At 67.6% G+C, this 25,041-nt stretch carries 25 protein-coding genes and 2 tRNA genes; 1 reads left to right on the top strand and 26 read right to left on the bottom strand.

The features are described 5' to 3' along the window. Positions 1-92: 92 nt before the first annotated feature. From DFQ59_RS13780 to DFQ59_RS13670, 23 genes are all read right to left on the bottom strand, one after another. Positions 93-169, bottom strand: a tRNA-Met gene (locus DFQ59_RS13780). A 78-nt stretch (positions 170-247) separates the two neighbouring features. Next, positions 248-1,684, bottom strand: a complete 1,437-nt coding sequence (gene nuoN, locus DFQ59_RS13775; protein ID WP_114280290.1) for an NADH-quinone oxidoreductase subunit NuoN — start codon at positions 1,682-1,684, stop codon at positions 248-250. A gap of 62 nt (positions 1,685-1,746) precedes the next feature. Further along, positions 1,747-3,264 carry an NADH-quinone oxidoreductase subunit M gene (locus tag DFQ59_RS13770; protein ID WP_114280289.1) on the bottom strand — a complete coding sequence of 506 codons (1,518 nt, stop codon included), beginning with the start codon at positions 3,262-3,264 and terminating at the stop codon, positions 1,747-1,749. A gap of 71 nt (positions 3,265-3,335) precedes the next feature. Next, on the bottom strand, positions 3,336-5,324 hold the full coding sequence (gene nuoL, locus DFQ59_RS13765) for an NADH-quinone oxidoreductase subunit L (protein WP_114280288.1): 1,989 nt from the start codon (positions 5,322-5,324) through the stop codon (positions 3,336-3,338). A gap of 9 nt (positions 5,325-5,333) precedes the next feature. Continuing rightward, positions 5,334-5,639 carry an NADH-quinone oxidoreductase subunit NuoK gene (gene nuoK / locus DFQ59_RS13760; protein ID WP_114280287.1) on the bottom strand — a complete coding sequence of 102 codons (306 nt, stop codon included), beginning with the start codon at positions 5,637-5,639 and terminating at the stop codon, positions 5,334-5,336. Positions 5,640-5,699: 60 nt separating this feature from the next. Then, positions 5,700-6,302 carry an NADH-quinone oxidoreductase subunit J gene (locus DFQ59_RS13755; protein WP_114280286.1) on the bottom strand — a complete coding sequence of 201 codons (603 nt, stop codon included), beginning with the start codon at positions 6,300-6,302 and terminating at the stop codon, positions 5,700-5,702. A 30-nt stretch (positions 6,303-6,332) separates the two neighbouring features. After that, positions 6,333-6,821 carry an NADH-quinone oxidoreductase subunit NuoI gene (gene nuoI, locus DFQ59_RS13750; RefSeq protein ID WP_114280285.1) on the bottom strand — a complete coding sequence of 163 codons (489 nt, stop codon included), beginning with the start codon at positions 6,819-6,821 and terminating at the stop codon, positions 6,333-6,335. Positions 6,822-6,831: 10 nt separating this feature from the next. Beyond that, the gene (gene nuoH / locus DFQ59_RS13745) at positions 6,832-7,875 is read right to left on the bottom strand and encodes an NADH-quinone oxidoreductase subunit NuoH (RefSeq protein ID WP_170142160.1); all 1,044 of its coding nucleotides are present in this window, start codon (positions 7,873-7,875) and stop codon (positions 6,832-6,834) included. A 48-nt stretch (positions 7,876-7,923) separates the two neighbouring features. Further along, positions 7,924-10,302, bottom strand: coding sequence for an NADH-quinone oxidoreductase subunit NuoG (gene nuoG, locus DFQ59_RS13740; protein ID WP_114280284.1), 2,379 nt, complete (start codon positions 10,300-10,302; stop codon positions 7,924-7,926). 34 nt (positions 10,303-10,336) lie between these two features. Next, complete coding sequence (gene nuoF, locus DFQ59_RS13735; RefSeq protein WP_114280283.1) at positions 10,337-11,611, bottom strand: NADH-quinone oxidoreductase subunit NuoF; 1,275 nt, start codon at positions 11,609-11,611, stop codon at positions 10,337-10,339. 64 nt (positions 11,612-11,675) lie between these two features. After that, positions 11,676-12,170, bottom strand: a complete 495-nt coding sequence (nuoE, locus tag DFQ59_RS13730) for an NADH-quinone oxidoreductase subunit NuoE (RefSeq protein ID WP_114280282.1) — start codon at positions 12,168-12,170, stop codon at positions 11,676-11,678. Beyond that, complete coding sequence (locus tag DFQ59_RS13725) at positions 12,170-13,423, bottom strand: NADH-quinone oxidoreductase subunit D (RefSeq protein ID WP_114280281.1); 1,254 nt, start codon at positions 13,421-13,423, stop codon at positions 12,170-12,172. Before DFQ59_RS13725 ends, nuoE begins: the two co-directional genes overlap by 1 nt. Further along, positions 13,416-14,105, bottom strand: a complete 690-nt coding sequence (locus tag DFQ59_RS13720) for an NADH-quinone oxidoreductase subunit C (protein WP_114280280.1) — start codon at positions 14,103-14,105, stop codon at positions 13,416-13,418. Before DFQ59_RS13720 ends, DFQ59_RS13725 begins: the two co-directional genes overlap by 8 nt. Before the next feature lie 12 nt (positions 14,106-14,117). Further along, positions 14,118-14,594 (bottom strand): NuoB/complex I 20 kDa subunit family protein, encoded by a 477-nt coding sequence (locus tag DFQ59_RS13715; protein ID WP_114280279.1) that lies wholly within the window; start codon positions 14,592-14,594, stop codon positions 14,118-14,120. A 327-nt stretch (positions 14,595-14,921) separates the two neighbouring features. Next, positions 14,922-15,278, bottom strand: coding sequence for an NADH-quinone oxidoreductase subunit A (locus DFQ59_RS13710; RefSeq protein WP_114280278.1), 357 nt, complete (start codon positions 15,276-15,278; stop codon positions 14,922-14,924). Positions 15,279-15,519: 241 nt separating this feature from the next. Then, positions 15,520-15,604: transfer RNA gene (locus DFQ59_RS13705), tRNA-Leu, on the bottom strand. 14 nt (positions 15,605-15,618) lie between these two features. Then, positions 15,619-16,038 carry a preprotein translocase subunit SecG gene (gene secG / locus DFQ59_RS20625; protein WP_114280277.1) on the bottom strand — a complete coding sequence of 140 codons (420 nt, stop codon included), beginning with the start codon at positions 16,036-16,038 and terminating at the stop codon, positions 15,619-15,621. Position 16,039: 1 nt separating this feature from the next. Further along, positions 16,040-16,798: a triose-phosphate isomerase gene (tpiA, locus tag DFQ59_RS13695; RefSeq protein WP_114280276.1), complete on the bottom strand. Its 759-nt coding sequence runs from the start codon at positions 16,796-16,798 to the stop codon at positions 16,040-16,042. A gap of 362 nt (positions 16,799-17,160) precedes the next feature. Then, complete coding sequence (gene glmM / locus DFQ59_RS13690) at positions 17,161-18,507, bottom strand: phosphoglucosamine mutase (RefSeq protein WP_245937282.1); 1,347 nt, start codon at positions 18,505-18,507, stop codon at positions 17,161-17,163. A 310-nt stretch (positions 18,508-18,817) separates the two neighbouring features. Next, the gene (gene folP, locus DFQ59_RS13685) at positions 18,818-19,657 is read right to left on the bottom strand and encodes a dihydropteroate synthase (RefSeq protein WP_114280274.1); all 840 of its coding nucleotides are present in this window, start codon (positions 19,655-19,657) and stop codon (positions 18,818-18,820) included. A gap of 178 nt (positions 19,658-19,835) precedes the next feature. Beyond that, entirely contained in the window at positions 19,836-21,755 is a 1,920-nt protein-coding gene (ftsH, locus tag DFQ59_RS13680; RefSeq protein ID WP_211314940.1) for an ATP-dependent zinc metalloprotease FtsH, read from the bottom strand. A 98-nt stretch (positions 21,756-21,853) separates the two neighbouring features. After that, complete coding sequence (gene rlmE, locus DFQ59_RS13675; protein ID WP_114280272.1) at positions 21,854-22,474, bottom strand: 23S rRNA (uridine(2552)-2'-O)-methyltransferase RlmE; 621 nt, start codon at positions 22,472-22,474, stop codon at positions 21,854-21,856. Between the two features lie 3 nt (positions 22,475-22,477). After that, complete coding sequence (locus DFQ59_RS13670) at positions 22,478-22,708, bottom strand: hypothetical protein (protein WP_147275254.1); 231 nt, start codon at positions 22,706-22,708, stop codon at positions 22,478-22,480. Positions 22,709-22,771: 63 nt separating this feature from the next. On the opposite strand from DFQ59_RS13670, the gene yhbY reads away from it, so the two are divergent. Beyond that, positions 22,772-23,062: a ribosome assembly RNA-binding protein YhbY gene (yhbY, locus tag DFQ59_RS13665; protein ID WP_114280270.1), complete on the top strand. Its 291-nt coding sequence runs from the start codon at positions 22,772-22,774 to the stop codon at positions 23,060-23,062. On the opposite strand, the gene DFQ59_RS13660 is transcribed toward yhbY, so the two are convergent. From DFQ59_RS13660 to greA, 3 genes are all read right to left on the bottom strand, one after another. After that, positions 23,046-23,537, bottom strand: coding sequence for a DUF4149 domain-containing protein (locus tag DFQ59_RS13660; protein ID WP_211314939.1), 492 nt, complete (start codon positions 23,535-23,537; stop codon positions 23,046-23,048). The two genes, yhbY and DFQ59_RS13660, sit on opposite strands and share 17 nt — an antisense overlap. 4 nt (positions 23,538-23,541) lie before the next feature. Then, on the bottom strand, positions 23,542-24,342 hold the full coding sequence (locus tag DFQ59_RS13655) for a peptidylprolyl isomerase (protein WP_114280269.1): 801 nt from the start codon (positions 24,340-24,342) through the stop codon (positions 23,542-23,544). Positions 24,343-24,552: 210 nt separating this feature from the next. Continuing rightward, the gene (gene greA, locus DFQ59_RS13650) at positions 24,553-25,029 is read right to left on the bottom strand and encodes a transcription elongation factor GreA (RefSeq protein ID WP_114280268.1); all 477 of its coding nucleotides are present in this window, start codon (positions 25,027-25,029) and stop codon (positions 24,553-24,555) included. Positions 25,030-25,041 lie beyond the last annotated feature (12 nt).

The following is a 25,041-nucleotide window of genomic DNA, read 5'->3' as shown; positions in this document are numbered from 1 at the left end:
CGGAGCCATTCTGAGGAGCCCCGGCCCGCCCAGACGGCGGCTCCGGAACCCCTAACAAAAAGCCCCTCTGAAGGGGCTTTTTGTCAAAACCTTGGTAGCGGGGGCAGGATTTGAACCTGCGACCTTCGGGTTATGAGCCCGACGAGCTGCCAGACTGCTCCACCCCGCATCAGAGGACTGGTATTCTAGTGGTACGCCTGCCGGAGCGCAACCCCTCCGACCCTCCCGGAGGCAGATATTTCCCTTTTCACAGCCCGAATGCGCTGTTGCAGACGGCGAACAGGGCGCCCGGAAAGATACCCAGCGCCAGCAGCGCCAGCCCGTTGGCGCTGATCACCAGCCGCAGGTCGCCGCCGGCCTCCAGCGGCGCGGCGTCCTGGGCCGGTTCGAAGTACATCAGCCGCACCACCCGCAGGTAGTAGAACGCGCCGATGACGGAGAACACCACCGCCACGACGGCCAGCCAGACCAGGTCCACGCCCACCGCCGCCTGCAGCACCGCCAGCTTGGCGTAGAAACCCACCGTGGGGGGCACCCCGGCCATGGAGAACATCAGCACCAGCATGATGAAGGCGAACCAGGGACTGCGCGTCCCCAGTCCCCGGAAGTCCTCCAGGCGCTCGGCTTCGAAGCCGTTGCGGGAGAGCAGGATGATCATGCCGAACCCGCCGGCCGCCGTCAGCGCGTAGGTGACCGCGTAGAACATGGCCGCCGAGTACCCCATCGCGGTCCCGGAGAGCACGCCGAGCAGCAGGAAGCCCATGTGGGAGATGGTGGAGTAGGCCAGCATCCGCTTCAGGTTGGTCTGGGCGATGGCGATCACGTTGCCCACCGCCAGCGAGAGGATGACCAGCACGGCCAGCAGGCCCTCCCAGTGGGGCTGCAGCCCGCCCAGCCCCTCGGCCAGCAGGCGGATCACCATGGCGAAGGCGGCCACCTTGGGCGCGCTGCCCACGAACAGGGTGACCGGCGTGGGCGCGCCCTCGTAGACATCGGGCACCCACATGTGGAACGGCACCGCCCCGAACTTGAAACCGATGCCCACCACCAGGAACACCAGGCCGAACTGGAACACCAGCCCGCCCTCGCCGGCCACGGTCCGCTCCGCCACCTGGGCCAGGTCCAGGCTGCCGGTGGCGCCGTAGAGCATGGACATGCCGTACAGCAGCATGCCCGAGGCCAGCGCGCCGGTGACGAAGTACTTCATGGCCGCCTCGGAGGCCCGCGACGAGTCGCGGTTGAAGGCCACCAGCGCGTAGAGGGACAGCGACAGCAGCTCCAGGCCCAGGTACACCAGCAGCAGGTTGCGGGCGGAGATCATCACCATCATGCCGAGCACGGCGAACAGGCCGAGCACGAAGAACTCCCCGCGCAGCAGCTCCCGCACCCGCAGGTAGTCGCGGGAGTAGAGGAAGGCCAGGAACACGGTCAGGTAGATGAAGGCCTTGAGCACGTGACCCACGTCGTCGGCCACGAACATGCCGCTGAAGGTGACGGCCGTCCCGGCGCCGTACTGGCCGAGGCTGAGCACCGCCGCACCGACCAGGGTGGCCTGGGAGAGCAGGTAGGTGACCACCCGGGTGCGATCGTTGAGAAACAGATCCAGCACCAGGACCAGGCAGGCCATGGCCAGCACGAACATCTCCGGCAGGGCCGGGCTGAACTGGGGCACTTCGAAGCTCATGCAACCTCCGGGTTACATCACGCCAGCGACGGGGCGCGGGATGCGCGCCCCGTCCAGGTTCCTCAGGGTAACTTGCTCTGCATCATGTGGACCACGAGGTTGTCCACCGAGGCATGCATCACGTCCAGCAGCGGCGCCGGCCACAACCCGACCACCAGGACGGTCGCGGCCAGCAGCACCAGCACCAGGCGCTCGCGCAGGTTGATGTCCTTCAGCGCCGCCACCCCCTCGTGCACCACGGCGCCGAACAGCACCCGCTTGTACATCCACAGGGTGTAGGCGGCGCCCAGGATCAGGGTCATCGCCGCCAGGAAGGCGATCCAGAAATTGGCCTTGAAGCTGGCCAGGATGACCATGAACTCGCCCACGAAGCCCGAGGTGCCGGGCAGTCCGGCATTGGCCATGGCGAACAGCATCATGAAGGCGGCGAAGGACGGCATGGTGTTGGCCACGCCGCCGTAGTCGCGGATCTGGCGCGAGTGCAGCCGGTCGTACATCACGCCCACGCACAGGAACAGCGCGCCGGAGACGAAGCCGTGGGAGATCATCTGCACCAGCGCGCCCTCGATGCCCATGGCCGCGCCGCTGCTGCTGCCGGTGGCCGCCAGGATGGTGAAGGGAATGAAGAAGCCGAGGGTCACGAAGCCCATGTGGGCGATGGAGGAATAGGCGATGAGCTTCTTCATGTCCTCCTGCACCAGCGCCACGAAGCCGATGTAGACCACCGCCACCAGGGACAGGGCGATCATCAGGCCGTCGAGCGAGGCGCTGGCATCGGGGGTGATGGGCAGGCTGAAGCGCACGAAGCCGTAGGTGCCCATCTTCAGCATGATGGCCGCCAGCACCACCGAGCCGCCGGTGGGCGCCTCCACGTGGGCGTCCGGCAGCCAGGTGTGCACCGGCCACATGGGCACCTTGACCGCGAAGGCGAGCAGGAACGCCAGGAAGATGAGCACCTGGGCGGTCATGCCGAGCGGCAGCGTGTGGAAATCGAGGATGGAGAAGCTGCCGGACTGCAGGTAGAGGTAGATCAGCGCCACCAGCATGAACACCGACCCGAGGAAGGTGTAGAGGAAGAACTTGATGGTGGCGTAGATGCGCCGCGGGCCGCCCCAGATGCCGATGATGAGGAACATCGGGATCAGCATCGCCTCCCAGAAGACGTAGAAGAGGATGCCGTCGAGGGCGGCGAACACGCCGTTCATCAGCCCTTCCATGATCAGGAAGGCCGCGAGGTACTGGGCCACCCGCTCCTGGATCACCTCCCAGCCGGCGATGACCACCAGTACGGTGGTGAAGCTGGTGAGCACGATGAGAGGCATGGAGATGCCGTCCACGCCCAGGTAGTACTCCACGTTGAAGGCGGGGATCCAGGCGTGCCGTTCCACGAACTGCATCTCGGCCGTGCCGGTGGAGAAGCCGGTCCACAGGGGTACGCACAGCAGCAGCACGCCGACCGCGGCCAGCAGGGCCACGGTTCGCGCCGCCAGCGCGTTGCGGTCGCCACCGGTGGCGAGCACCAGTGCGCCGCCCACCACGGGCGCCCAGACGAGCAGACTCAGAAGCGGTAGATCCGTCATGGAATGGGTCCTTTAGCCCTTGTCTCTTGTTCTGTGCACGGCGCGGACACGAGCCGCGCGGCGAACCCCGCTCAACCGAACAGCATCCAGCTGAGCATCCCCACCAGACCGATGATCATGGCGAAGGCGTAGTGGTAGAGGTAGCCCGACTGCACCCGGCGCAACACCCCGGCCAGGCGTCCGACGGTGTTGGCGGTGCCGTTCACCAGCCAGCCGTCGATGAGCGTCGCGTCACCGGCCCGCCAGAGCAGGCGGCCGAGGCCGCGCCCGCCGCTGGCGAACACGCGATCGTTGAATTCATCGAAGTAGTACTTGTGGTCCAGCAGCGTGTACAGGCCCTGCACCCGGGCGCGGATGTTCTCGGCGATGTCCGGCCGCCGGGTGTAGACGTACCAGGCGCTGGCCACGCCGGCCGCGGCCAGCCAGAAGGGCGGCGCCAGCAGACCGTGCAGCAGCATCGCCAGCGGGCCGTGGTACTCGGCGCCCAGCTCCGCGAGCACGTCGTGGCCGGGCAGCACGCTGATCGCCTCGCCCAGCAGGCCCTGGAACAGCATCGGCCCCACGAACAGGAACCCGGCGATGACCGACGGGATCGCCAGCAGCACCAGCGGCAGGGTCACCACCCAGGGCGACTCGTGCAGATGGGAGCGGGTGTGCTCGTCCATCCGCTCCTCGGTGTGGAACACCAGGAAGAACATGCGGAAGGAATAGAGCGCGGTGACGAACACCCCGATCAGCACGCAGAAGTAGGCGTAGCCGGAGCCCGGCACCTGGGACAGGTGCACCGCCTCGATGACGGCGTCCTTGGAGTAGAAGCCGGAGAAGCCCGGGAAGCCGATGAGCGCCAGCGATCCCACCAGGGAGGTCCAGTAGGTGATGGGCATGTACTTCTTCAGGCCGCCCATCTTGCGGATGTCCTGCTCGTGGTGCATGGCGATGATGACCGAGCCCGCGGCCAGGAACAGCAGCGCCTTGAAGAAGGCGTGGGTGGCGAGATGGAAGATGCCGGCGGCGTAGGCCGAGGCGCCCAGGCCCACCATCATGTAGCCGAGCTGGGACAGGGTGGAGTAGGCCACCACCCGCTTGATGTCGTTCTGCACCAGGCCCACCAGACCCATGAACAGGGCGGTGGTGGCGCCGATGACGAGGATGAAGCCCAGCGCCGTCTCCGAGAGCTCGTACAGGGGCGACATGCGCGCCACCATGAACACGCCGGCGGTCACCATGGTGGCGGCATGGATGAGCGCGGAGATGGGCGTGGGGCCCTCCATGGAGTCGGGCAGCCACACGTGCAGGGGCACCTGGGCCGACTTGCCCATGGCGCCGATGAACAGCAGGATGCCGATGACGGAGAGCAGCGACCAGTCGCTGCCGGGCAGGACCTGGATGGTCATCTCCTTCAGCAGCGGCGCGGCGGCGAACACGTCGGCATAGTCGAGGCTGTTGAAGTACATGAGCACCGCGGCGATGCCGAGCAGGAAGCCGAAGTCGCCCACGCGGTTCACCAGGAACGCCTTCAGGTTGGCGTAGATGGCCGTGTCGCGCTGGAACCAGAAACCGATGAGCAGGTAGGAGACCAGGCCCACCGCCTCCCAGCCGAAGAACAGCTGGAGGAAGTTGTTGGACATCACCAGCATGAGCATGGAGAAGGTGAACAGCGAGATGTAGCTGAAGAAGCGCTGGTAGCTGTTGTTGCCGGACAGGCTGCCGTCCTTCCAGTTGTGCTCGTCGTCGGCCATGTAGCCGATGGTGTAGATGTGCACCATCAGCGACACGAAGGTGACCACCGAGATCATCACCGCCGTGAGGGAATCCACCAGGAAGCCCACTTCGAACTGCACCCCGTCGCTGACCGCCCAGGTATAGACGCTGAGGTTCTCGGCCGCGGCGCCGTCGATGACGATGTGCTTGAACACCAGGAACGACAGCGCGGTGGAGACCGCCACGCCGAGGATGGTCACGCCATGGGCGCCGGCGCGGCCGATGTAGCGGCCGAACAGCCCGGCGATGATGGCGCCCGCCAGGGGCGCCAGGACGATGGTCAGATAGATGTTCTCCATGGCCTGCCCCTACCCCTTAAGCTCGTCCAGATCCTCGACGTTGATGGTGCGCCGGTTGCGGAACAGCACCACCAGGATGGCCAGGCCGATGGCCGCCTCGGCCGCCGCCACGGTGAGGATGAAGAACACGAACACCTGGCCCGCCGTATCCCCCAGGTAGTGGGAGAAGGCAATGAAGTTGGTGTTCACCGCCAGCAGCATCAGCTCCACGCACATCAGCAGCACGATGATGTTCTTGCGGTTGAGCACGATGCCCGCCATGCTCAGACCGAAGAGCACGGCCCCCACGACGAGGTAATTGGAAAGCGGAATCATGGTTCGCCTGTTCTCGTTGTCCTGTCGGCGGGGACTCGCCCCCGTTGATCTTCCGCGCCCTCAGCGCTTCGGTCGTTCCGCGGCCATGCGCACCAGCCGCACCCGCTCGCTGCGATTCACCGCCACCTGTCGGCCCACCTCCTGCTTCCGGGTGTCGGGGCGGCGGCGCAGGGTCAGCGCGATGGCCGCCACGATGGCCACCAGCAGAATCACCGACGCCACCTCGAAGGGATAGACGTAGACGGTGTAGAGCAGCTCGCCGAGGGTCTCGGTATTGCTGTGCTCCGCCGCCTGGCGGGCCGGGGCGGCCACCGCCTCCGGACCGAACAGGCGCGGCCCCACCACCAGCACCATCTCCAGCACCACCAGCGCCAGCACCAGGACCCCGATGGGCAGGTAGCGGGCGAAGCCCTCCCGCAGCGGCGCCAGGTTGATGTCCAGCATCATCACCACGAACAGGAACAGCACCATCACCGCGCCCACGTAGACCAGCACCAGCACGATGGCCAGGAACTCCGCCTCCAGCAGCAGCCACAGCGCCGCGCTGGTGAAGAAGGCCAGCACCAGGAACAGCACCGCGTGCACCGGGTTGCGGGCCGTGATTACCATCCCGGCGGCGAAGATGAGCACCGCGGAGAAGAAGTAGAAGATCGCCTGCTCCATAATCTCTCGCTCTCGTTACTCGGCAGCCCGTCAACGATAGGGCGCATCGGCGGCACGGTCGGCCGCGATCTGCGCCTCGAACCGGTCACCGATGGCCAGCAGTTTGTCCTTGGTCATGATCTGCTCGCCGCGCTTTTCGAAGTGGTACTCGAAGATCCGGGTCTCGACGATGGAATCCACGGGGCAGGACTCCTCGCAGAAGCCGCAGAAGATGCACTTGAACAGATCGATGTCGTAACGCGTGGTCCGGCGCGAGCCGTCCTCGCGGGGCTCGGCCTCGATGGTGATGGCCAGCGCCGGGCACACCGCCTCGCACAGCTTGCAGGCGATGCAGCGCTCCTCGCCGTTGGGGTAGCGGCGCAGGGCGTGCAGGCCGCGGAAGCGCGGCGACAGCGGCGTCTTCTCATCCGGGTACTGGACCGTGATCTTCCGTGCGAACAGGTACCGGCCCGTGAGCTTGAGCCCCATGGCCAGCTCCCACAGCAGGAAGCTCTTGATGTAGCGTTGCAGAGCGCTCACGTTCTCCTCCTCAGTCGAACCACGGCCCGAGGCCGGCCAGGACTGCGGCGCCTTCGGCAAAGATCCAGACGATGGTCACCGGGATGAACACCTTCCAGCCCAGGCGCATGATCTGGTCGTAGCGGTAGCGGGGGAAGGTGGCGCGGAACCAGAGGAAGAAGAACAGGAACACGCACACCTTCAGCAGCAGCCAGATCGTCCCCGGCACCCAGGCGAACAGCCCCTCCAGCACCGGGATGCCCTGGAACGGCGACAGCCAGCCGCCGGTGAACAGGATCGCGGTCAGGGTGGCGATGAGGATCATGTTGGCGTACTCGGCCAGGAAGAACACGGCGAAGGCCATGCCCGAGTACTCCACGTGGAAGCCGGCCACGATTTCCGACTCGCCCTCGGCCACGTCGAAGGGCGAGCGGTTGGTCTCGGCCACGCCGGAGATGAAGTAGACCAGGAACAGCGGCAGCAGCGGCAGCCAGAACCAGTGCAGGAGACTGCCCTGCTGGGCCGCCACGATCTGGCTCAGGTTGAGGCTCCCGGCGGCCATCAGCACACCCACCAGCGCGAAGCCCATGGCGATCTCGTAGGAGATCATCTGGGCCCCGGCGCGCATGGCGCTGAGGAAGGCGTACTTGGAGTTGGAGGCCCAGCCGGCGACGATGATGCCGTACACGCCCATGGAGGTCATGGCGAGCAGGAACAGCAGGCCGGCATTGATGTCGGCGATGACCATCCCCTCGCCCACCGGCACCACCGCCCAGGCGGTCAGCGCCGGCGCGATGGCCATGACGGGGCCGAGCATGAACAGGTAGCGGTTGGCCGCGCTGGGCACCAGCAGCTCCTTCATCACCAGCTTGAGCGCATCGGCGATGGGCTGCAGCCAGCCGCGCGGCCCGACCCGGTTGGGCCCCACCCGCACATGGAGGTAGGCGATGACCTTGCGCTCGGCGAAGGTCAGGTAGGCCACGCCCAGCATCAGCGGCATCACCAGCGCGATGATCTTGATGAGGATCACCACCAGGACCATCGGCCCTTCCGGATTCATGAACCAGTCGAACATCACCCGCGCCCGTCCCTCAGCAGATACCCGTTGGAATCAGCCATCGTCTCAACCCCGCTCCAGCGTCACGGGCCCGTAGGAGGCCCCCAGCGCCGCCGTCTCGGCCAGTCCCGCCGGGACCACCACCACCCGGTCGGCGACCCGCGGGTCGACTACCAGCGGCAGCGTGGCGCTGCCCTCGCCCTGGCGCACGGTCACCCGCTCGGCACCGGTCAGGCCCAGGCGCTCGGCCAGTGCCGGCGCGATGCGCACGCAGGCCGCGGCGCGGGCATCGGCGGTCCGCTGCAGGGCCGCGGCCCGGCGCACGATGGCGTCCACCGCGTAGAGCGGAACCTCGCCCAGCCGCACCGGTTCGGCGCCGGGCGCCGGCAGGCCCGGCGGGCAGCGCCAGGCGAGCTGGTTGCTCGGCTGCGGCTCGCCGACGGCCGCCCGCACCGCCGCCAGCACCTCCTCGGCGCTGTCGTAGTCGAAGCCCTGCAGCCCGAGCAGGTTGCCCAGCACCCGCAGCACCTTCCAGCCCGGGCGCGCCTCGCCCAGCGGCGGGGCGACGCCGCCGAAGCTCTGCCAGCGGCCCTCGGCGTTGACGAAGGTGCCGGCGGTCTCGGTGAAGGGCGTCACCGGCAGGATCAGGTGGGCGTGCTGCAGCAGGTCCGCGCCGGCATAGGCCGACAGGGCCAGCACGAACTCCGCCCCGGCCACCGCCGCGGCGGTGGCCGCCGGGTCGGCGCAGTCGCGGCCGGGTTCCACCCCCAGCAGCAGCCAGCCCCGCAGGCCGGCCTCGCGCATGGCGCCGGCATCGAGACCCGGCTCGCTCAGCGCCTTGCCACCGGGTTCCCGGTGCGGCACCGCGCCGGCGAGCCAGGCGCCGGCGCCGTTGGCCCCCTCGGTGAGGTAGCCCAGCCGGGCGCCGGTCAGCTCGCTGATGACACTCGCCAGGCAGCGCAGCAGGTGCAGGTCCGGGTGAGCCATGGCCTGTACCCCCAGCAGCACGGTGGCCGAACCGGCCTGCGCCAGCCGGGCGGCAAGCTCACGGTGCATATCGTCCGCGGCGGTCTCGGAGACCAGCTGCGGCAACCCCTCGGGGCGCGGCGCGGTGCCCGCCTCCAGCGCCGCCCGGGCGATGCCGGCCAGGGTATGGGTCCAGGTGTCCGGGGCCGCGGCCAGGGTTGTGGCCGGGAAGGTCTGCTCGTGGTCCACCCCGGAGAGGAAGGTGATGTCCGCGCCCCGCAGCGCCGCCTTGCGCAGGCGATGGGCGATGAGCGGCTGCTCCTTGCGCAGGTTCGCGCCCACCACCAGCGCCGCATCGACCGCCTCAAGATCCGCGATGGCCTGGCCGAGCCAGGGGAAGAGCGGCGCGCGGTCCTGGTCCTCGAAGCTGGACTGGCGCAGCCGGTGGTCGATATTGCGCCCCCCCAGTCCGCGGATCACCGCCTGGGCCAGGTAGAGTTCCTCAACCGTCGACGAGGGCGAGACCAGCGCGCCCAGGCGTCCGGCGCCGTGCTGCTCCAGCACCTGCTTGAGGCCGGTGGCCGCGGCGGTCAGCGCCGTGTCCCAGTCCACCTCGCGCCACTGGCCGTCGGCGCCGCGCTGCAGGGGCCGGCGCAGGCGTTCGGGATGGTTGAGCCCCTCGTAGCCGAAGCGGTCGCGGTCGGAGAGCCACACCTCGTTGACCGCCTCGTTCTCCCGCGGCACCGCGCGCAGCACCTCGCCGCGGCGGGTATGGACCCAGAGGTTGGAACCGACACAGTCATGGGGCGCCACGCTGGGGTGCTGGCGCAGCTCCCAGGCGCGGGCCTGGTAGCGGAACGGCCGGGAGGTCAGGGCGCCCACCGGGCACAGGTCGATGACGTTGCCCGAGAGCTCGGAGGCCACCGTCCGGGCGACGTAGGTGCCGATCTCGGTGTGCTCGCCGCGACCGGTGGCGCCCAGCTCGCGCACGCCGGCGATCTCGGCGCCGAAACGCACGCAGCGGGTGCAGTGGATGCAGCGGGTCATGTCGGTGGCGATGAGCGGACCGATGTCCTTGTCCTTCACCACCCGCTTGCCCTCGCTGAAGCGGGAGACGTCGCCGCCGTAGCCCACGGCCACGTCCTGCAGCTCGCACTCGCCGCCCTGGTCGCAGATGGGGCAGTCCAGCGGATGGTTGATGAGCAGGAACTCCATGACCGCCTTCTGCGCGGCGATGGCGCGGGGCGAGTCGGTGAAGACCTTCATGCCCTCGCTCACCGGCGTGGCGCAGGCGGGCAGTGGCTTCGGCGCCCGCTCCACCTCCACCAGGCACATGCGGCAGTTGGCGGCCACCGACAGCTTCTTGTGGTAGCAGAAGCGCGGAATGGTGATGCCGACCTGGTCCGCGGCCTCGATGACCATCATCCCCTGCTCGACTTCCAGGGGGATGCCGTTGATCTCGATCTTGACCTTGCTCATGCGTTGGCTCGTCGCTGTCCTGTCCGTGCCGGCGTCACGCCGCGGAGACCATGCACCGCTTGTGCTCGATGTGGTACTCGAACTCGTCCCGGAAATGCTTGAGGAAACTCTGCACCGGCATCGCCGCGGCATCGCCCAGGGCGCAGATGGTGCGGCCCATGATGTTGCCGGCCACGTTGTCCAGCAGGTCCAGGTCCTCGGGGCGCCCCTGGCCGTGCTCGATGCGATGCAGGACCCGGGACAGCCAGCCGGTGCCCTCGCGGCACGGCGTGCACTGGCCGCAGGACTCCTCGTAGTAGAAGTGGGAAAGCCGGGCCAGGGTCTTGACCATGCAGGTGGTCTCGTCCATCACGATCACCGAGCCGGCACCCAGCATCGAGCCGGCCTTGGCGATGGCGTCGTAGTCCATGTCCACCTGCATCATCACGTGCCCGGGCACCACCGGCACCGAGGAACCGCCCGGGATGACCGCCTTCAGGCGGTGACCGTCGCGCACCCCGCCGGCCATCTCCAGCAGCTCGGCGAACGGAGTCCCCATGGGCACCTCGAAGTTGCCGGGCCGGTTCACGTGACCGGAGACGCTGAAGATCTTGGTGCCGCCGGAGCCCTCGGTGCCGAGCCCCGCGAACCACTCCCCGCCCTTCTCCAGGATCACCGGCACCGAGGCCAGGCTCTCGGTGTTGTTGATGGTGGTGGGGCGTCCGAACAGGCCGTAGTTGGCCGGGAACGGCGGCTTGAAGCGCGGCTGGCCCTTCTTGCCCTCGATGGACTCCAGCAGCGCCGTCTCCTCGCCGCAGATGTAGGCGCCCGCGCCGAGGTGGGTATAGAGATCGAAATCCACGCCCGAGCCCTGGATGTCCCGGCCCAGCAGCCCGGCCGCGTAGGCCTCCTCCAGCGCTCCCTCGAAACGCTGGTAGGGCTCCCAGAACTCGCCGCGGATGTAGTTGTAGCCGGCGGTCGAGCCGAAGACGTAGCCGGCGATGGCCATGCCCTCGATCACCTGGTGGGGGTTGTAGCGGAGGATGTCGCGGTCCTTGCAGGTACCCGGCTCGCCCTCGTCGGAGTTGCACACCACGTATTTCTGACCCGGTGCGTTGCGGGGCATGAAGCTCCACTTCAACCCGGTGGGGAACCCGGCGCCGCCGCGGCCGCGCAGCTTCGAGGTCTTGAGCTCCTCGATGATGGCCTCGGGCGGGGTCTTCTCCTTGAGGATCCTCTTCCACACCGAGTAGCCGCCGACGCTGAGATAGCTCTCCAGCGTCCAGGGCTTCTCCAGGTGCAGGGTACGGAAGCAGACTTCGTTGGCCATGGGTCTCTCGTTACTGGGTATCGGAACCGAACCGGTCAGGTACGCTGGACGGCTGCAACGGCGCTCACTCCAGCCCGTCCAGGATCTCGTCCAGCCGTTCCGGGGTGAGCTTCTCGTGGTAGTCGTGCCCCAGCTGCGCCACCGGCGCGTGGGCGCAGGCCCCGAGGCACTCGACCTCCTTGAGGGTGAAACGGCCGTCGGGGGTGGTCTCCCCCATCCGGATGCCGAGACGCTGCTCCAGGTGGGACTGCAGCGACTCGGAACCGCACAGCATGCAGGAGATGTTGGTGCACAGGCAGATCTTGTGCCGACCCACCGGCTCCAGCTCGTACATGGAATAGAAGGTGGCCACCTCGTACACGGCGATGGGCGGCATCTCCAGGTACGCGGCGATGGCGTCCATGTACTCGCGGCTGATCCAGCCGCCGTTCTCCTCCTGCACCACGCTGAGGGCCGCCATCACAGCGGATGACTTGCGATCCGCGGGATACTTCGCCACCCAGCGATCGATCTCGGCGCGGGCCGCGGCGGAGAGCTGCGGAGTCGGGTTCTCACTCATCAGCGGTCAATCTCCCCGAACACGATATCCTGGGTCCCGATCACGGTGACCACGTCCGCCAGCATGTGGCCGCGCACCATCTCGTCCATCGCCGCGAGGTGGGCGAAGCCCGGCGCGCGGATCTTGAGCCGGTAGGGCTTGTTGGCGCCGTCGGAGACCAGGTAGACGCCGAACTCCCCCTTGGGGTGCTCGATGCCGGCATAGACCTCCCCCTCGGGCAGGCAGAAACCCTCGGTGAAGAGCTTGAAGTGGTGGATGAGGGCCTCCATGTCCGCCTTCATCTCTTCGCGCGGCGGCGGCGCGACCTTGTGATCGTCCACCATCACCGGCCCCGGGTTCTTGCGCAGCCACTCCACGCACTGGCGGATGATGCGGTTGCTCTGGCGCATCTCCTCGATGCGGACCAGGTAGCGATCGTAGGAGTCGCCGTTGACCCCCACGGGAATGTCGAAGTCGAGGCGATCGTAGACCTCGTAGGGCTGCTTCTTGCGCAGGTCCCACTCCACCCCGGAACCGCGCAGCATCGGCCCCGTGAGCCCGAGCTGCAGGGCGCGCTCGGCGGTGACCACACCGATGTTCACCGTCCGCTGCTTCCAGATGCGGTTGTCGGTGAGCAGGGTCTCGTACTCGTCCACCCGGCCCGGGAAGCGCTCGGTGAAGTCCCAGATGAAGTCCAGCAGCGAGCCCTGGCGGTTCTCGTTGAGCCGGGCCACATCCTTGGCGTCGTGCCACTTGGAGGGCTGGTAGTGGGGCATGCTCTCGGGCAGATCGCGGTAGACCCCGCCCGGGCGGTAGTAGGTGGCGTGCATGCGCGCGCCGCTCACCGCCTCGTAGCAGTCGAAGAGGTCCTCGCGCTCGCGGAAGCAGTAGAGGAACATCGCCATGGCGCCCACGTCCAGGGCGTGGGTGCCGAGCCAGAGCAGGTGGTTCAGGATGCGGGTGATCTCGTCGAACATCACCCGGATGTACTGGGCGCGGATTGGCACCTGCACGCCGAGCAGCTTCTCCATGGCCAGGACGTAGCCGTGCTCGTTGCACATCATGGAGACGTAGTCGAGCCGGTCCATGTAGCCGATGCTCTGGTTGTAGGGCTTGCTCTCGGCCAGCTTTTCGGTGGCGCGATGGAGCAGGCCGATATGGGGATCGGCGCGCGAGATCACCTCGCCGTCCATCTCCAGCACCAGGCGCAGCACGCCGTGGGCCGCGGGATGCTGGGGACCGAAGTTCAGGGTGTAGTTGCGGATCTCAGGCATCGGATCCCTCCGGCTTGGCCGGTTCCTGGCGGTAGCGGTGATCGTGACGGATGACCCGCGGCACCAGCACGCGCGGCTCGATATCCACCGGCTCGTAGACGACCCGCGCCTGCTCCGGGTCGTAGCGCATCTCGACGTTGCCGGAGAGGGGGAAATCCTTGCGGAACGGATGGCCGATGAAACCGTAGTCGGTGAGGATGCGGCGCAGGTCCGGATGGCCGTTGAACAGGATGCCGTAGAGATCGAAGGCCTCGCGCTCGAACCAGTTGGCCGCCGCCCAGATCTCCACCACCGAGTCCACCAGGGGCGGCTCGCCGGCGGCGAAGACCCGCAGGCGCAGGCGATGATTGTTGCGGTAGGAGATGAGGTGGTAGACCACGGCGAAACGCGGCCCCTCGCGCTCCCCGGCAGCCGGCTGGCCGGCCACGCCGCGGCTGAACCCGGTGCCGCTCACGCTCTCGGTGGCCCACTCGGCCTGTCCGTAGGTGAGGTAGTCGACGCCACAGAGATCGGTCAGCTGCTCGAAGCCGAAGGCCGCCTCGTCGCGGAGCGCCTGGCAGACCTCCAGCAGGTGTTCGGGCCGGACCTCCGCGGTGACCATGTCCGTGACATGGTCGCTGATTGTTACCCGCTCGCCCAGGCGCTCCCGGACCCGGGCTGCCAGTGTCTGCACGTCAGCCATCAGAGGAGTCTCTCAACGGGCAATGGTATTGGTTCGACGGATCTTGTTCTGCAACTGGAGTATTCCGTACAGAAGCGCTTCCGCCGTGGGCGGACAGCCCGGCACGTAGATGTCCACGGGCACGATGCGGTCGCAACCGCGCACCACCGAGTAGGAGTAGTGGTAGTAGCCGCCGCCGTTCGCGCAGGAGCCCATGGAGATGACCCAGCGCGGTTCCGGCATCTGGTCGTAGACCTTGCGCAGCGCCGGCGCCATCTTGTTGCACAGGGTGCCGGCCACGATCATCACGTCGGACTGGCGCGGGCTGGGCCGGAACATGATGCCGAAACGATCGAGATCGTAGCGGGAGGCTCCCGCGTGCATCATCTCCACCGCGCAGCAGGCCAGACCGAAGGTCATGGGCCACATGGAGCCCGTGCGCGCCCAGTTGATGAGCTTGTCGGCGGTCGTGGTGACCACGCCCTTTTCGAGGACACCCTCAATGCCCATTGCAGACATCTCCCAGAGACATTGCCGGCAGCCGGCGGGCCGCGACTCGCGGACGCTCGCATCCCCGCTGCGCGGGGCCCCTGCTCCCTGCTCGCGCGGCCGACCGCGCCAACCCGGGAATACCGTCCAGCTCCGTGCCCCGCGGCCGGCGGGCCGCGACTCGCGGACGCTCGCATCCCCGCTGCGCGGGGCCCCTGCTCCCTGCTCGCGCGGCCGACCGCGCCAACCCGGGAATAACGTCCAGCTCCGTGCCTTGCGGCCGGCGGGCCGCGACTCGCGGACGCTCGCATCCCCGCTGCGCGGGGCCCCTGCTCCCTGCTCGCGCGGCTACTCCCATTCCAGGGCTCCCTTTTTCCATTCGTAGATGAATCCGATGACCAGGATCCCCAGGAACAGGCCCATGGCGAGGATGCCGAACACGCCGATGCGGTCCAGCACGACGGCCCAGGGGAACAGGAAGGCGATTTCGAGATCGAAGATGATGAACAGGATGGCGACGAGGTAGTAGCGCACGTCGAACTTCATGCGCGCATCCTCGAACGCTTCAAAGCCGCACTCGTAGGGCGAGAGCTTCTCGGCATCAGGCCGGCGCGGGCCGAGCAGCGCTCCCGCCACCATGGGGCCGACTCCGAACAATATCCCGACCCCCAGGAACACCAGGATGGGCAGGTAGTTCTCAAGCATCCGTTGTCCTCCGCCACCAGCGGTCAGAGTTCGGCGGGTTACCCGCACCAGCCGGGTGGTCATTTCATGTCGCGGTCGGCAGTCTACGATGAGGCGTGAGTTGTGTCAAATTTTACCAGCAGGAATAGGCTTTATAATTCAGTACCTTATATGAAATAAGGTTATTTTATGGACCCTAAGTTATTTTTAGGGCATAAAAAAACGGCATTCTCCGAACCATGGAGAATGCCGTCTCTCGTATTGGTGCCGAAGGTGGGACTCGAACCCACACGGCTTGCGCCACCACCCCCTCAAGATGGCGTGTCTACCAGTTCCACCACTTCGGCGTAATCGTCGTCTGTCAGTTCTGTCCGGCCGGAGCCTCCGCGGGCTGTGCGGGCGGCGCGGATACCGGAGGCGCATCGCCGCCGGCGGTCTCCCCGGCTCCCGCCGGAAGACTGGGCACGTCGCTGCCACCCTGGACCGGCGCGCTCACCGGAGCTTCCTGCTCCACGGGAGCCACCCGCTCGGTCACGCTGGTGGGCGCCTCCCGGCTCCCGGCCATGTAGGCGAGGGTCAGGCTGGTGATGAAGAACAGCGCCGCCAGCCCGGCGGTCACCCGCGACAGGAAGGTGGCCGACCCCTGGCTGCCGAACACGGTCGCCGAGGCACCGCTGCCGAAGGCCGCGCCGGCATCGGCGCCCTTGCCGTGCTGGATCAGGACCAGGGCGATCAGCCCCACGGCCACGAAAACGTGCAGAACGGTCAGCAGTGCATTCATGTCAGCTGCCGCCCGCGGCCCGGCCGATGGCCAGGAAGTCTTCCGCCACCAGCGAGGCGCCACCGATGAGGCCGCCGTCGATATCGGGCTTGGCGCACAGTTCGGCCGCATTGTCCGGCTTCATGCTGCCGCCGTAGAGAATCTTCAGAGCCCCGGCCACCTCGGCATCCTCGGCCGCCACCCGGGCGCGGATGAAGGCATGGACCTCCTGGGCCTGTTCCGGCGTGGCCGTGCGGCCGGTGCCGATGGCCCAGACCGGCTCGTAGGCCACCACGCAGCGTCCCAGGCCCGCGGAGCCGACCCGGGCGAGGACCGCGTCCAGCTGCCGCCCGACGACGTCGTTGGTGACGTCCTGCTCGCGCTCCTCGAGGGTCTCCCCCACGCAGACGATGGGGGTCAGTCCCGCCTCGAGGGCGGCGGCGGTCTTCTCGGCCACCTCCGTGTCGCTCTCCCCGTGCAGGGTCCGGCGCTCGGAGTGGCCGACGATGACGAAGCGGCAGCCGAACTCGAGCAGCATGGCGGCCGAAATGTCGCCCGTGAAGGCGCCCTTGGGCTCCTTGCTCAGATCCTGGCCGCCCCAGGCAATCGGGCTGCCATCGAGCGCTTCCTGGACCTGCTGCAGGAACACGTAGGGCACGCACACCGCCAGATCGGCACCGTTCACCGCCATGGCGCCCGCCTTGATGCCGTCGAGAAGCGTACGGGCGCTCTCACGCGTACCGTTCATCTTCCAGTTGCCGGCCACCAGGGGCTTGCGCATCGTTGACTCCATCGTCGCTTACATCAGAAAGGCTGCGGATGTTACCGTGGAAACGCGCCACTGACAAGACCCGGACCTCCGCAGCGCGGCTCCCCGGCATGTCGTTCATTCACCACGAAGGCACGAAGAAGATAAAAAATAGACAGGATTGACAGGATGAACAGGATTGATGCGGAAACCGGTATCCCCGGAGGGTGCCGACGGCGAACAAGCAATTGACAGGCTGCCGGTTGTCACACTGAACCTGCCTGGGCTGCCGGCCCACACTCCAGGCTCTCCGGCAACCCAGCGAAGCCGGGACCAGATAATCCCGTCAATCCTGTAACTCCTGTCTATTTGCCCTTCGGGCCTTCCCTGCGTCTTCAGGCCGCCATGGCGGACTCCACGGCCTTGGCGATGGTCCGGGCCAGGGCGTCCACCTCGGCGGCGTCCTCGCCCTCCACCATGACCCGGATCACCGGTTCCGTCCCCGAGGGGCGCAGCAGCACCCGCCCGCGGGCGCCGAGCTGCACCTCGGCCGACTGCACCGCCGCGGTCACCGCGGGGATGGCGCACGGGTCGCCACGCTCCGCCACCCGCACATTCAGGAGTCGCTGGGGGAACTTGCGCATTCCGGCCCGGAGCTCGTCGAGGGGGCGGCCGGTGGCCACCATTTCGGCCAGCACCTGCAGCGCGGAGACGATGCCGTCACCGGTGCTGGTGCGGTCGCGGCAGATAATGTGGCCGGAGGACTCCCCGCCCAGGGTCCAGTCGTTAAGCTCCAGCTGCTCGAGTACGTAGCGGTCGCCGACCGCCGTCCGGGTGAGTTCGATGCCGCGCTCGCGCAGCGCCACCTCGAGGCCCAGGTTGCTCATCACGGTCCCCACCACGGCGCCCTCCAGCTCGCCGCTGCGCTGGCGCGCGCAGGCGATGATGTAGAGCAGCTCGTCGCCGTCCACCAGCTCACCGTTACGGTCCGCCATGATCACCCGGTCGCCGTCCCCGTCGAAGGCGATGCCGAGATCCGCGCCCCACTCCCGCACGCCGCGGCGCAGCGCTTCCGGCTGGGTGGAGCCGAAACCGGCATTGATGTTGAGGCCGTCAGGCTCCACGCCGATGGCACGGACCTGGGCGCCCAGTTCGCGGAACACGCTCGGCGCGACATGATAGGTCGCGCCGTGGGCGCAGTCGATGACCAGCTTCAGCCCGCGCAGGCTCATGCGCATGGGCACGGTGCTCTTGCAGAACTCGATGTAGCGTCCCGGCGCATCCACCACCCGCTCGGCCTTGCCCAGCCGCGAGGACTCCACCGTGGTCATGGGCTCGTCCAGCTGCTGCTCGATGGCCAGCTCCAACTCATCGGAAAGCTTCTGCCCTGAGCTGGAGAAGAACTTGATGCCGTTGTCGTGATGGGGATTGTGGGAGGCGCTGATGACGATGCCGGCATCGGCACGCAGGGTCCGGGTCAGATAGGCGATGGCGGGCGTGGGCATCGGCCCGAGCAGGAGGATGTCGACACCCGCCGCCGACAGCCCCGCCTCCAGGGCCGACTCGAACATGTAGCCGGAGATGCGCGTGTCCTTGCCCACCAGCACCCGGCTCTGGCCGCCGCGGGCCAGCACCCGCCCGGCGGCCCAGCCCAGCTTGAGCACGAAGTCCGGCGTAATGGGCGGCACGCCCACGTGTCCGCGCACCCCGTCGGTCCCGAAATAGCGTTTCCCGTTGCTCACCCTGCCCTCTCCCTGAGGTGGTCGTGTCATTGGAAAGTGAATTTCACCATGAAGGGGTGAAAGTCACAAAATATCGTTCTATCCGCAGATTACGCGGATTACGCGGATTACACAGAGGGGACGATCCCTCACGGATCGTCCACTGGACCTCCTGGCGACTACGGCGGCACCCGCAGCGCGCAAGTCCGGACACGGGCACCGTACCCGGGTTTCCACCGGGAGCAGAGGCAAACTCCGCTAAAATGAATCGGCGTAATCTGCGCAATCTGCGGATATAACGGTTCATCCTGTCGGTGGAGGACCCGCCGGCTCAGCTGCCGAGAACCGCCTCGACCATGCGCACCGCGTCGACGGTCTCGGCGACGTCGTGGACCCGCAGGATGCGCGCCCCGCGGGTGGCGGCGAGAACCGCCAGGGCGATGCTGCCGGCGAGGCGCTCGTCCACCGGGCGGCCGAGCACGTGGCCGATGAGCGACTTGCGCGACAGGCCCGCCAGCACCGGAACGCCCAGGGCGGTGAAGGCTTCCAGCCGGCGCAGCAGGGCCAGGTTGTGCTCCGGCGACTTGCCGAAGCCGAAACCGGGGTCCGCCAGCAGGCGCTGGCGGTGAATCCCCGCGGCCTCGCACACGGCGATGCGCTCCTTCAGGAAGGCCCGCACCTCGCCCACCACGTCCTCGTACTCGGGGTTCACCTGCATGGTCCGGGGCTCGCCGCGCATGTGCATGAGGCACACCGGCACCTCGAGTTCCGCCGCCGCCTCCACCGCGCCGGGCTCGCGCAGGGCGTAGACATCGTTGATGAGACCGGCCCCGGCGGCCACCGCGGCACGCATCACCCCCGGCTTGCTGGTATCCACCGATACGGGCACCTCCAGCGCGGCGGAAAGCGCCTCCACCACCGGGATCACGCGGTCGAGCTCCTCGTCCTCGCTGACCGCCGTGGCCCCCGGCCGGGTCGACTCTCCGCCCACATCGATGATGCCCGCACCGGCGGCGACCATGGCCCGCCCATGGGCCACCGCCCGCTCAGGCTCCAGGAAGACGCCGCCGTCGGAGAAGGAATCCGGCGTGATGTTGAGAATGCCCATCACCTGGATTCGGGTCAGGTCCAGCGGCCGTCCGCCGCAGTCGATCACATCGGGTTGCTGCATGGTTCCCTTCGCTGTGCTCAGTGCCGAACAGTGATGTTCACGAGCCATCACGGCCGTTCGAGCAGCGGCGGATGATACGCAACATCCAGCGCCAGTCTCTCAACCCATCACCGGTCAGCAGAAAAACAAACGCCCCCGCGCGAACCGCGCGGGGGCGTGGGTGGCGGCTTTCGCCGGCTCAGTGCTCGCTGGCGGGTCCGCCGATGGTGCCGTCGGTCTTGCCGGCGCCCCCCTTCGGGGCATCGGCGGTCCCGGTGGTGGCGCCGCCGCTGGGAGTACTGTCGATCCAGTCTTCGGGCTCGCGCGGGGGACGCCCGGACATGATGTCGTCGATCTGCTTCTCGTCGATGGTCTCGTACTTGATCAGCGCCTCGGCCATCATGTGCAGCTTCTCGATGTTGTCCGTCAGCAGCTGCTCGGCGCGCCGGTAGTTGCGATCGATGAAGGCGCGGATCTCCTCGTCGATGATGTGGGCCGTCTCGTCGGACACGTTCTTGTGCTGGGTGACCGAGCGGCCGAGGAACACCTCGCCCTCGTCCTCGCTGTAGGCCTGGGGCCCCAGCTTCTCCGACAGCCCCCACTTGGTCACCATGTTGCGGGCGATATCGGTGGCACGCTGGATGTCGTTGGAGGCGCCCGTGGTCACGCTCTCGGGCCCGAAGATCATCGCCTCGGCGATGCGTCCGCCGAACAGGCTGGAGATCTGGCTCTCCAGGCGCTGCTTGGTATAGCTGTAGCGGTCTTCCTCGGGCAGGAACATGGTCACGCCCAGCGCCCGGCCGCGGGGGATGATGCTCACCTTGTAGACCGGATCGTGCTCCGGCACCAGCCGGCCCACGATGGCATGGCCCGACTCGTGGTAGGCCGTGAGCTTCTTCTCCGACTCGCTCATCACCATGGACTTGCGCTCGGCGCCCATCATGATCTTGTCCTTGGCGCGCTCGAAGTCGTCCATGTCCACCAGCCGCTTGTTGGCGCGGGCGGCGAACAGGGCCGCCTCGTTCACCAGGTTGGCCAGGTCGGCGCCGGAGAAACCGGGCGTGCCGCGGGCGATGTACTCCGGGCGCACATCGTCGGAGATGGGCACCTTGCGCATGTGCACCCGCAGGATCTGCTCGCGGCCGCGGATGTCCGGCAGCGGCACCACCACCTGGCGGTCGAAGCGGCCCGGGCGCAGCAGTGCCGGGTCGAGCACGTCGGGCCGGTTGGTGGCGGCGATGACGATGACGCCCTCGTTGCCCTCGAAACCGTCCATCTCCACCAGCAGCTGGTTCAGGGTCTGCTCGCGCTCGTCGTGGCCGCCGCCGAGCCCCGCGCCGCGATGCCGGCCCACGGCGTCGATCTCGTCGATGAAGATGATGCAGGGGGCGTGCTTCTTGGCCTGCTCGAACATGTCGCGCACGCGGGAGGCGCCCACGCCCACGAACATCTCCACGAAGTCGGAACCGGAAATGGTGAAGAAGGGCACCTTCGCCTCGCCGGCGATGGCCTTGGCCAGCAGGGTCTTGCCGGTACCGGGTGTGCCCACCATGAGCACGCCGCGGGGAATCTTGCCGCCGAGCTTCTGGAACTTGCCCGGATCGCGGAGGAAGTCCACCAGCTCCTTGACCTCCTCCTTGGCCTCCTCGACCCCGGCCACGTCGGCGAAGGTCACCTTCACCTGGTCCTCGCCCAGCAGGCGGGCCCGGCTCTTGCCGAAGGACATGGCCCCGCGGCCGGAGCCGCCGCCCTGCATCTGGCGCATGAAGAAGATCCACACGCCGATGAGCAGCAGCATCGGGAACCAGGAGATGAAGATCTGCATGAGCAGGCTCTGCTGCTCGGGCGGACGCGCCTCGATGGTGACATTGTTCTCGAGCAGGTCGCCCACCAGGCCCGCATCACCGGGGCTGTAGGTGCTGAACCGCTCGCCGTTCACCGTAACGCCCTGGATGTTGCGCCCGTCGATGAGCACCTTCTGCACCTGGCCCGACTTCACATCGGCGATGAACTGGGAGTAATCCAGGGGCTGGTTGGCCGGCTGGCGCGGGCTGAAGTTGTTGAACACGGACATCAGCACGACCGCGATCACAACCCACAGGATGATGTTCTTTGCCATGTCGTTCAATCTGAGAGCCCTCTCGGTTCCAACTGGGGGCATGGGCCACAGGGGCGGAAACAGGCCGGCCGCGCCGGCATCAACTGGTTAGTACGTTACTATACGAGATAGTTCCTCGCCAGCAGGTACACTTCCCGCGACCGCGGACGCGACGCTTTCGGCTTGCGAATCATGACCTTGCCGAAGCTCCCGCGGACCTCCCGCAGGTAGGCGTCGAAGTCCTCGCCCTGGAACACCTTGACCAGGAAATCCCCGCCCGGCGCCAGCACCCGCCGCGCCAGATCCAGCGCCAGCTCGGCCAGGTACATCGCGCGGGGCTGGTCCACCGCCTTCGTCCCACTAATATTGGGGGCCATGTCGGACATCACAAGGTCCACGGGCCGATTCCCCACGCACTCGATCAGCCGTTCCAGCACCTCGTCCTCGCGGAAATCGCCCTGGATGAACTCCACCCCGGCGATGGCGTCCATGGGCAGGATGTCCAGCGCCACCACCCGGCCCCGGTCGCCCACCAGGCGCACCGCCACCTCCGACCAGCCGCCGGGGGCGGCGCCGAGATCCACCACCGTCATCCCCGGGCGCAGCAGGCTGTCCCTGTCCTGGATCTCCAGCAGCTTGAACACGGCCCGGGAACGGTACCCCTCCTGCTGGGCGCGCTTCACGTAGGCATCGTTGAAGTGTTCCTGCAGCCAGCGGTTGCTGCTCTTCGAGCGGGCCACGGCTCATGCCTCCCGGTCGGGTTCGGCCGCCGCGGCGCGCTGGCGGCGCAACACCCCGCGGGTGCGCCAGAACAGCCACCCCGCGGCGAGCCAGCCGTAGCCGAGCAGGAGCAGGAGCTGGCCCGGCGTGCCGCTCACCAGCCGCTCGTGGACCAGCCACAGCAGCAGGCCGAGCAGCAGGGCGATGCCCAGCTCCACCTTCACGCCGTTGAAGGGGCTCGGGGCCACTGTCATTCCCCTGCCCGCACGCGGTAAACTACGCCCCCTTTCTTTCAACCTGAAAACCCTCGACCACTCATGCAACTGACGGGCAAGCAGAACCGTTTTCTCCGCAGCCGTGCTCACTCCCTGCGCCCGGTGATCCTGATGGGCAGCGCCGGCCTCACCCAGGCGCTCATCGACGAGACCGCGCGGGCGCTACGGGACCACGAGCTGATCAAGGTCCGCCTGGTCGGCGAGGACCGCGAGGATCGGCGCGGGCTTGCCGACTCGCTGTGCGCGGCCACCGGGGCCGAGCTGGTGCAGATCATCGGCCACGTGGCCGTCATCTATCTTCCCGGCGACCCGCCGGTCATCCGCCTGCCCTGATCGGACGGCCGGACAGGACTGTCCCGGCCGCCATCACCAGCGCCAGGGCCAGTACGCTGTTCACCAGCCACAGGCTGCTGGAGATGCCGTGCAGGAGGCCGAACCGGGCCGCCGCCGCGCTGCCCTCCAGCAGGCCCTCCGCCTTCAGGGCGGCCATGCGCGGCTGCAACAGGAACTCGCCCGCCGCGGTAAGGACCAGCATCACGCCCACCACCGCCGCACGCCAGTCGCCCATGATGCGGCGACCCTCGCGGTAGAGCGCACCGGCCAGCAGCAGTGCGCCGCAGGCCAGTCCCAGGTAGCTGGTGGCGGTGAACACCCGCCCGGCGACCATGCCCGCCAGCTGGCGTTCCTCCAGGGTGGCGAACAGCAGCGGCGCCACCAGGTAGCCGGCAATCCAGAGCCCGCCCGCCCACAGGGTGAGCAGGATGCGCTCACCGGCGTTGGCGGGCAGGACCGGACTGGAATCGGTCACGGAATCAGGAGCCGCCCAGATCAATCTTGGCCTTGGCGCGCAGCTCGCCGAGCCACTCCTGGGTGGCGCGCTGCTGCAGGAACTCGATCAGCTGATCGCGGATGTCGTCCAGGGCCGGAGCGGGCGTGGTGCGGCTGTCCTCGAGCAGGATCACGTGCCAGCCGAACTGGGTCTGCACCGGCTGGGCGCTGTACTTGCCCTTCTCCATCACGGCGACGGCGTCGGCGAAGGGTTTCACCATCTGGTTGGCGGCGAACCAGCCCAGATCGCCACCGGACTTGCCGGAGGGGCCGGTCGACTTGCTCTTGGCCAGCTCCGCGAAGTCGGCACCGCCGTCCAGCTCCTTGATGACCGCCTTGGCCTCGTCCTCGGTCTTCACCAGGATATGGCGGGCCTTGAACTCGGTGGTGCTCATGCGCGGGGCCAGGACCTCGTACTCCTTCTGCAGCGCCTCGTCGCTGATGGGGTGCGCGGCGAGGTAGGACTGCACGGCACGGCCGGCGAGGAGGCCGCGGCGCATCACTTCCAGCTCCGCCTGCAGCTTCTCATCCTTCTCCAGCCCCTGCTTCAGGGCCTCCTGCACCAGCAGCTCCTGCGCCACGAGCTCGCCCACCAGGACCTCCTGGGACACCTCACCGCCCTCCTTGGGACGGCGCTTGGCGTAGGCCTCCACCAGTACCGGGGTGATGGCCTGGCCGTTGACTGTGGCCAGTGTCTCCGCGGCAGCGATGGTGGGAACATGGGCGCCCGCGAGGGCGGCGGCCAGGGCCAGGCCCTGCAGCGCATATCGGGTAATCTTCCTCACGTCTTTACCTCTGCTCGGGTTGCCGTTTATGCCCGGGATGGGCAACGGTGGTGTGTGGGAGCCGCGCCGCACGCCGCGACCATGGTCTCGAACTGCGAATGATGGTGCATCCGCCACGGACGGCGGTGTGCGGATATCCGCGTCGGGGCGGCGGGATCCCCGCCCCTTGCCTTAATGCTACGCGATCCCGGTGGAAATATGCCCCCCGGTTCAGAGATAGCGAACCTCGATGATCTCGTAGATCACCTCTCCGCCGGGAGTCTTGGCGACCACCTCGTCACCCACGGACTTGCCGATGATGGCCCGGGCCAGGGGCGAGGAGACGGAAATCTTGCCCTCCTTCAGATCCGCCTCGTCGTCGCCGACGATCTGATAGGTGACCTCGTCCTCGGTCTCGGTGTTGAACAGGTCCACCGTGGCGCCGAACACCACCTTGTCGCCCACGTCGAGGCTGTGGATATCGACGATGTGGGCGTTGCCGAGCTTGTGCTCGATCTCGGCGATGCGACCCTCGATGAAGCCCTGCTGCTCCTTGGCGGCATGGTATTCGGCGTTCTCCTTGAGATCGCCGTGGGCACGGGCCTCGGCAATGGCGTTCACCACCTTGCGCCGCGCCACCGTCTTGAGGTGTTCGAGTTCGGAGCGGAGCTTTTCCGCACCGGCCTTCGTCATCGGTACTCTCGTCATGGGTGGCCTTCC

This window comes from Thioalbus denitrificans (assembly GCF_003337735.1).
Taxonomy (GTDB): Bacteria; Pseudomonadota; Gammaproteobacteria; order DSM-26407; family DSM-26407; genus Thioalbus; species Thioalbus denitrificans.
This window is presented reverse-complemented; position numbering and strand designations above follow the sequence as displayed.

What these genes read in the sequence shown, in the direction of transcription:
- nuoH (WP_170142160.1), bottom strand. Translation starts at nt 7,875, where the DNA reads ATGTTCGACTGGTTCATGAATCCGGAAGGGCCGATGGTCCTGGTGGTG.
- DFQ59_RS13715 (WP_114280279.1), bottom strand. Translation starts at nt 14,594, where the DNA reads ATGGGCATTGAGGGTGTCCTCGAAAAGGGCGTGGTCACCACGACCGCC.
- ftsH (WP_211314940.1), bottom strand. Translation starts at nt 21,755, where the DNA reads ATGGCAAAGAACATCATCCTGTGGGTTGTGATCGCGGTCGTGCTGATG.
- DFQ59_RS13720 (WP_114280280.1), bottom strand. Translation starts at nt 14,105, where the DNA reads ATGGCTGACGTGCAGACACTGGCAGCCCGGGTCCGGGAGCGCCTGGGC.
- secG (WP_114280277.1), bottom strand. Translation starts at nt 16,038, where the DNA reads ATGAATGCACTGCTGACCGTTCTGCACGTTTTCGTGGCCGTGGGGCTG.
- DFQ59_RS13710 (WP_114280278.1), bottom strand. Translation starts at nt 15,278, where the DNA reads ATGCTTGAGAACTACCTGCCCATCCTGGTGTTCCTGGGGGTCGGGATA.
- DFQ59_RS13755 (WP_114280286.1), bottom strand. Translation starts at nt 6,302, where the DNA reads ATGGAGCAGGCGATCTTCTACTTCTTCTCCGCGGTGCTCATCTTCGCC.
- nuoN (WP_114280290.1), bottom strand. Translation starts at nt 1,684, where the DNA reads ATGAGCTTCGAAGTGCCCCAGTTCAGCCCGGCCCTGCCGGAGATGTTC.
- nuoK (WP_114280287.1), bottom strand. Translation starts at nt 5,639, where the DNA reads ATGATTCCGCTTTCCAATTACCTCGTCGTGGGGGCCGTGCTCTTCGGT.
- yhbY (WP_114280270.1), top strand. Translation starts at nt 22,772, where the DNA reads ATGCAACTGACGGGCAAGCAGAACCGTTTTCTCCGCAGCCGTGCTCAC.
- tpiA (WP_114280276.1), bottom strand. Translation starts at nt 16,798, where the DNA reads ATGCGCAAGCCCCTGGTGGCCGGCAACTGGAAGATGAACGGTACGCGT.
- nuoE (WP_114280282.1), bottom strand. Translation starts at nt 12,170, where the DNA reads ATGAGTGAGAACCCGACTCCGCAGCTCTCCGCCGCGGCCCGCGCCGAG.
- DFQ59_RS13670 (WP_147275254.1), bottom strand. Translation starts at nt 22,708, where the DNA reads ATGACAGTGGCCCCGAGCCCCTTCAACGGCGTGAAGGTGGAGCTGGGC.
- nuoG (WP_114280284.1), bottom strand. Translation starts at nt 10,302, where the DNA reads ATGAGCAAGGTCAAGATCGAGATCAACGGCATCCCCCTGGAAGTCGAG.
- DFQ59_RS13770 (WP_114280289.1), bottom strand. Translation starts at nt 3,264, where the DNA reads ATGACGGATCTACCGCTTCTGAGTCTGCTCGTCTGGGCGCCCGTGGTG.
- folP (WP_114280274.1), bottom strand. Translation starts at nt 19,657, where the DNA reads ATGCAGCAACCCGATGTGATCGACTGCGGCGGACGGCCGCTGGACCTG.
- DFQ59_RS13725 (WP_114280281.1), bottom strand. Translation starts at nt 13,423, where the DNA reads ATGCCTGAGATCCGCAACTACACCCTGAACTTCGGTCCCCAGCATCCC.
- nuoF (WP_114280283.1), bottom strand. Translation starts at nt 11,611, where the DNA reads ATGGCCAACGAAGTCTGCTTCCGTACCCTGCACCTGGAGAAGCCCTGG.
- nuoL (WP_114280288.1), bottom strand. Translation starts at nt 5,324, where the DNA reads ATGGAGAACATCTATCTGACCATCGTCCTGGCGCCCCTGGCGGGCGCC.
- greA (WP_114280268.1), bottom strand. Translation starts at nt 25,029, where the DNA reads ATGACGAGAGTACCGATGACGAAGGCCGGTGCGGAAAAGCTCCGCTCC.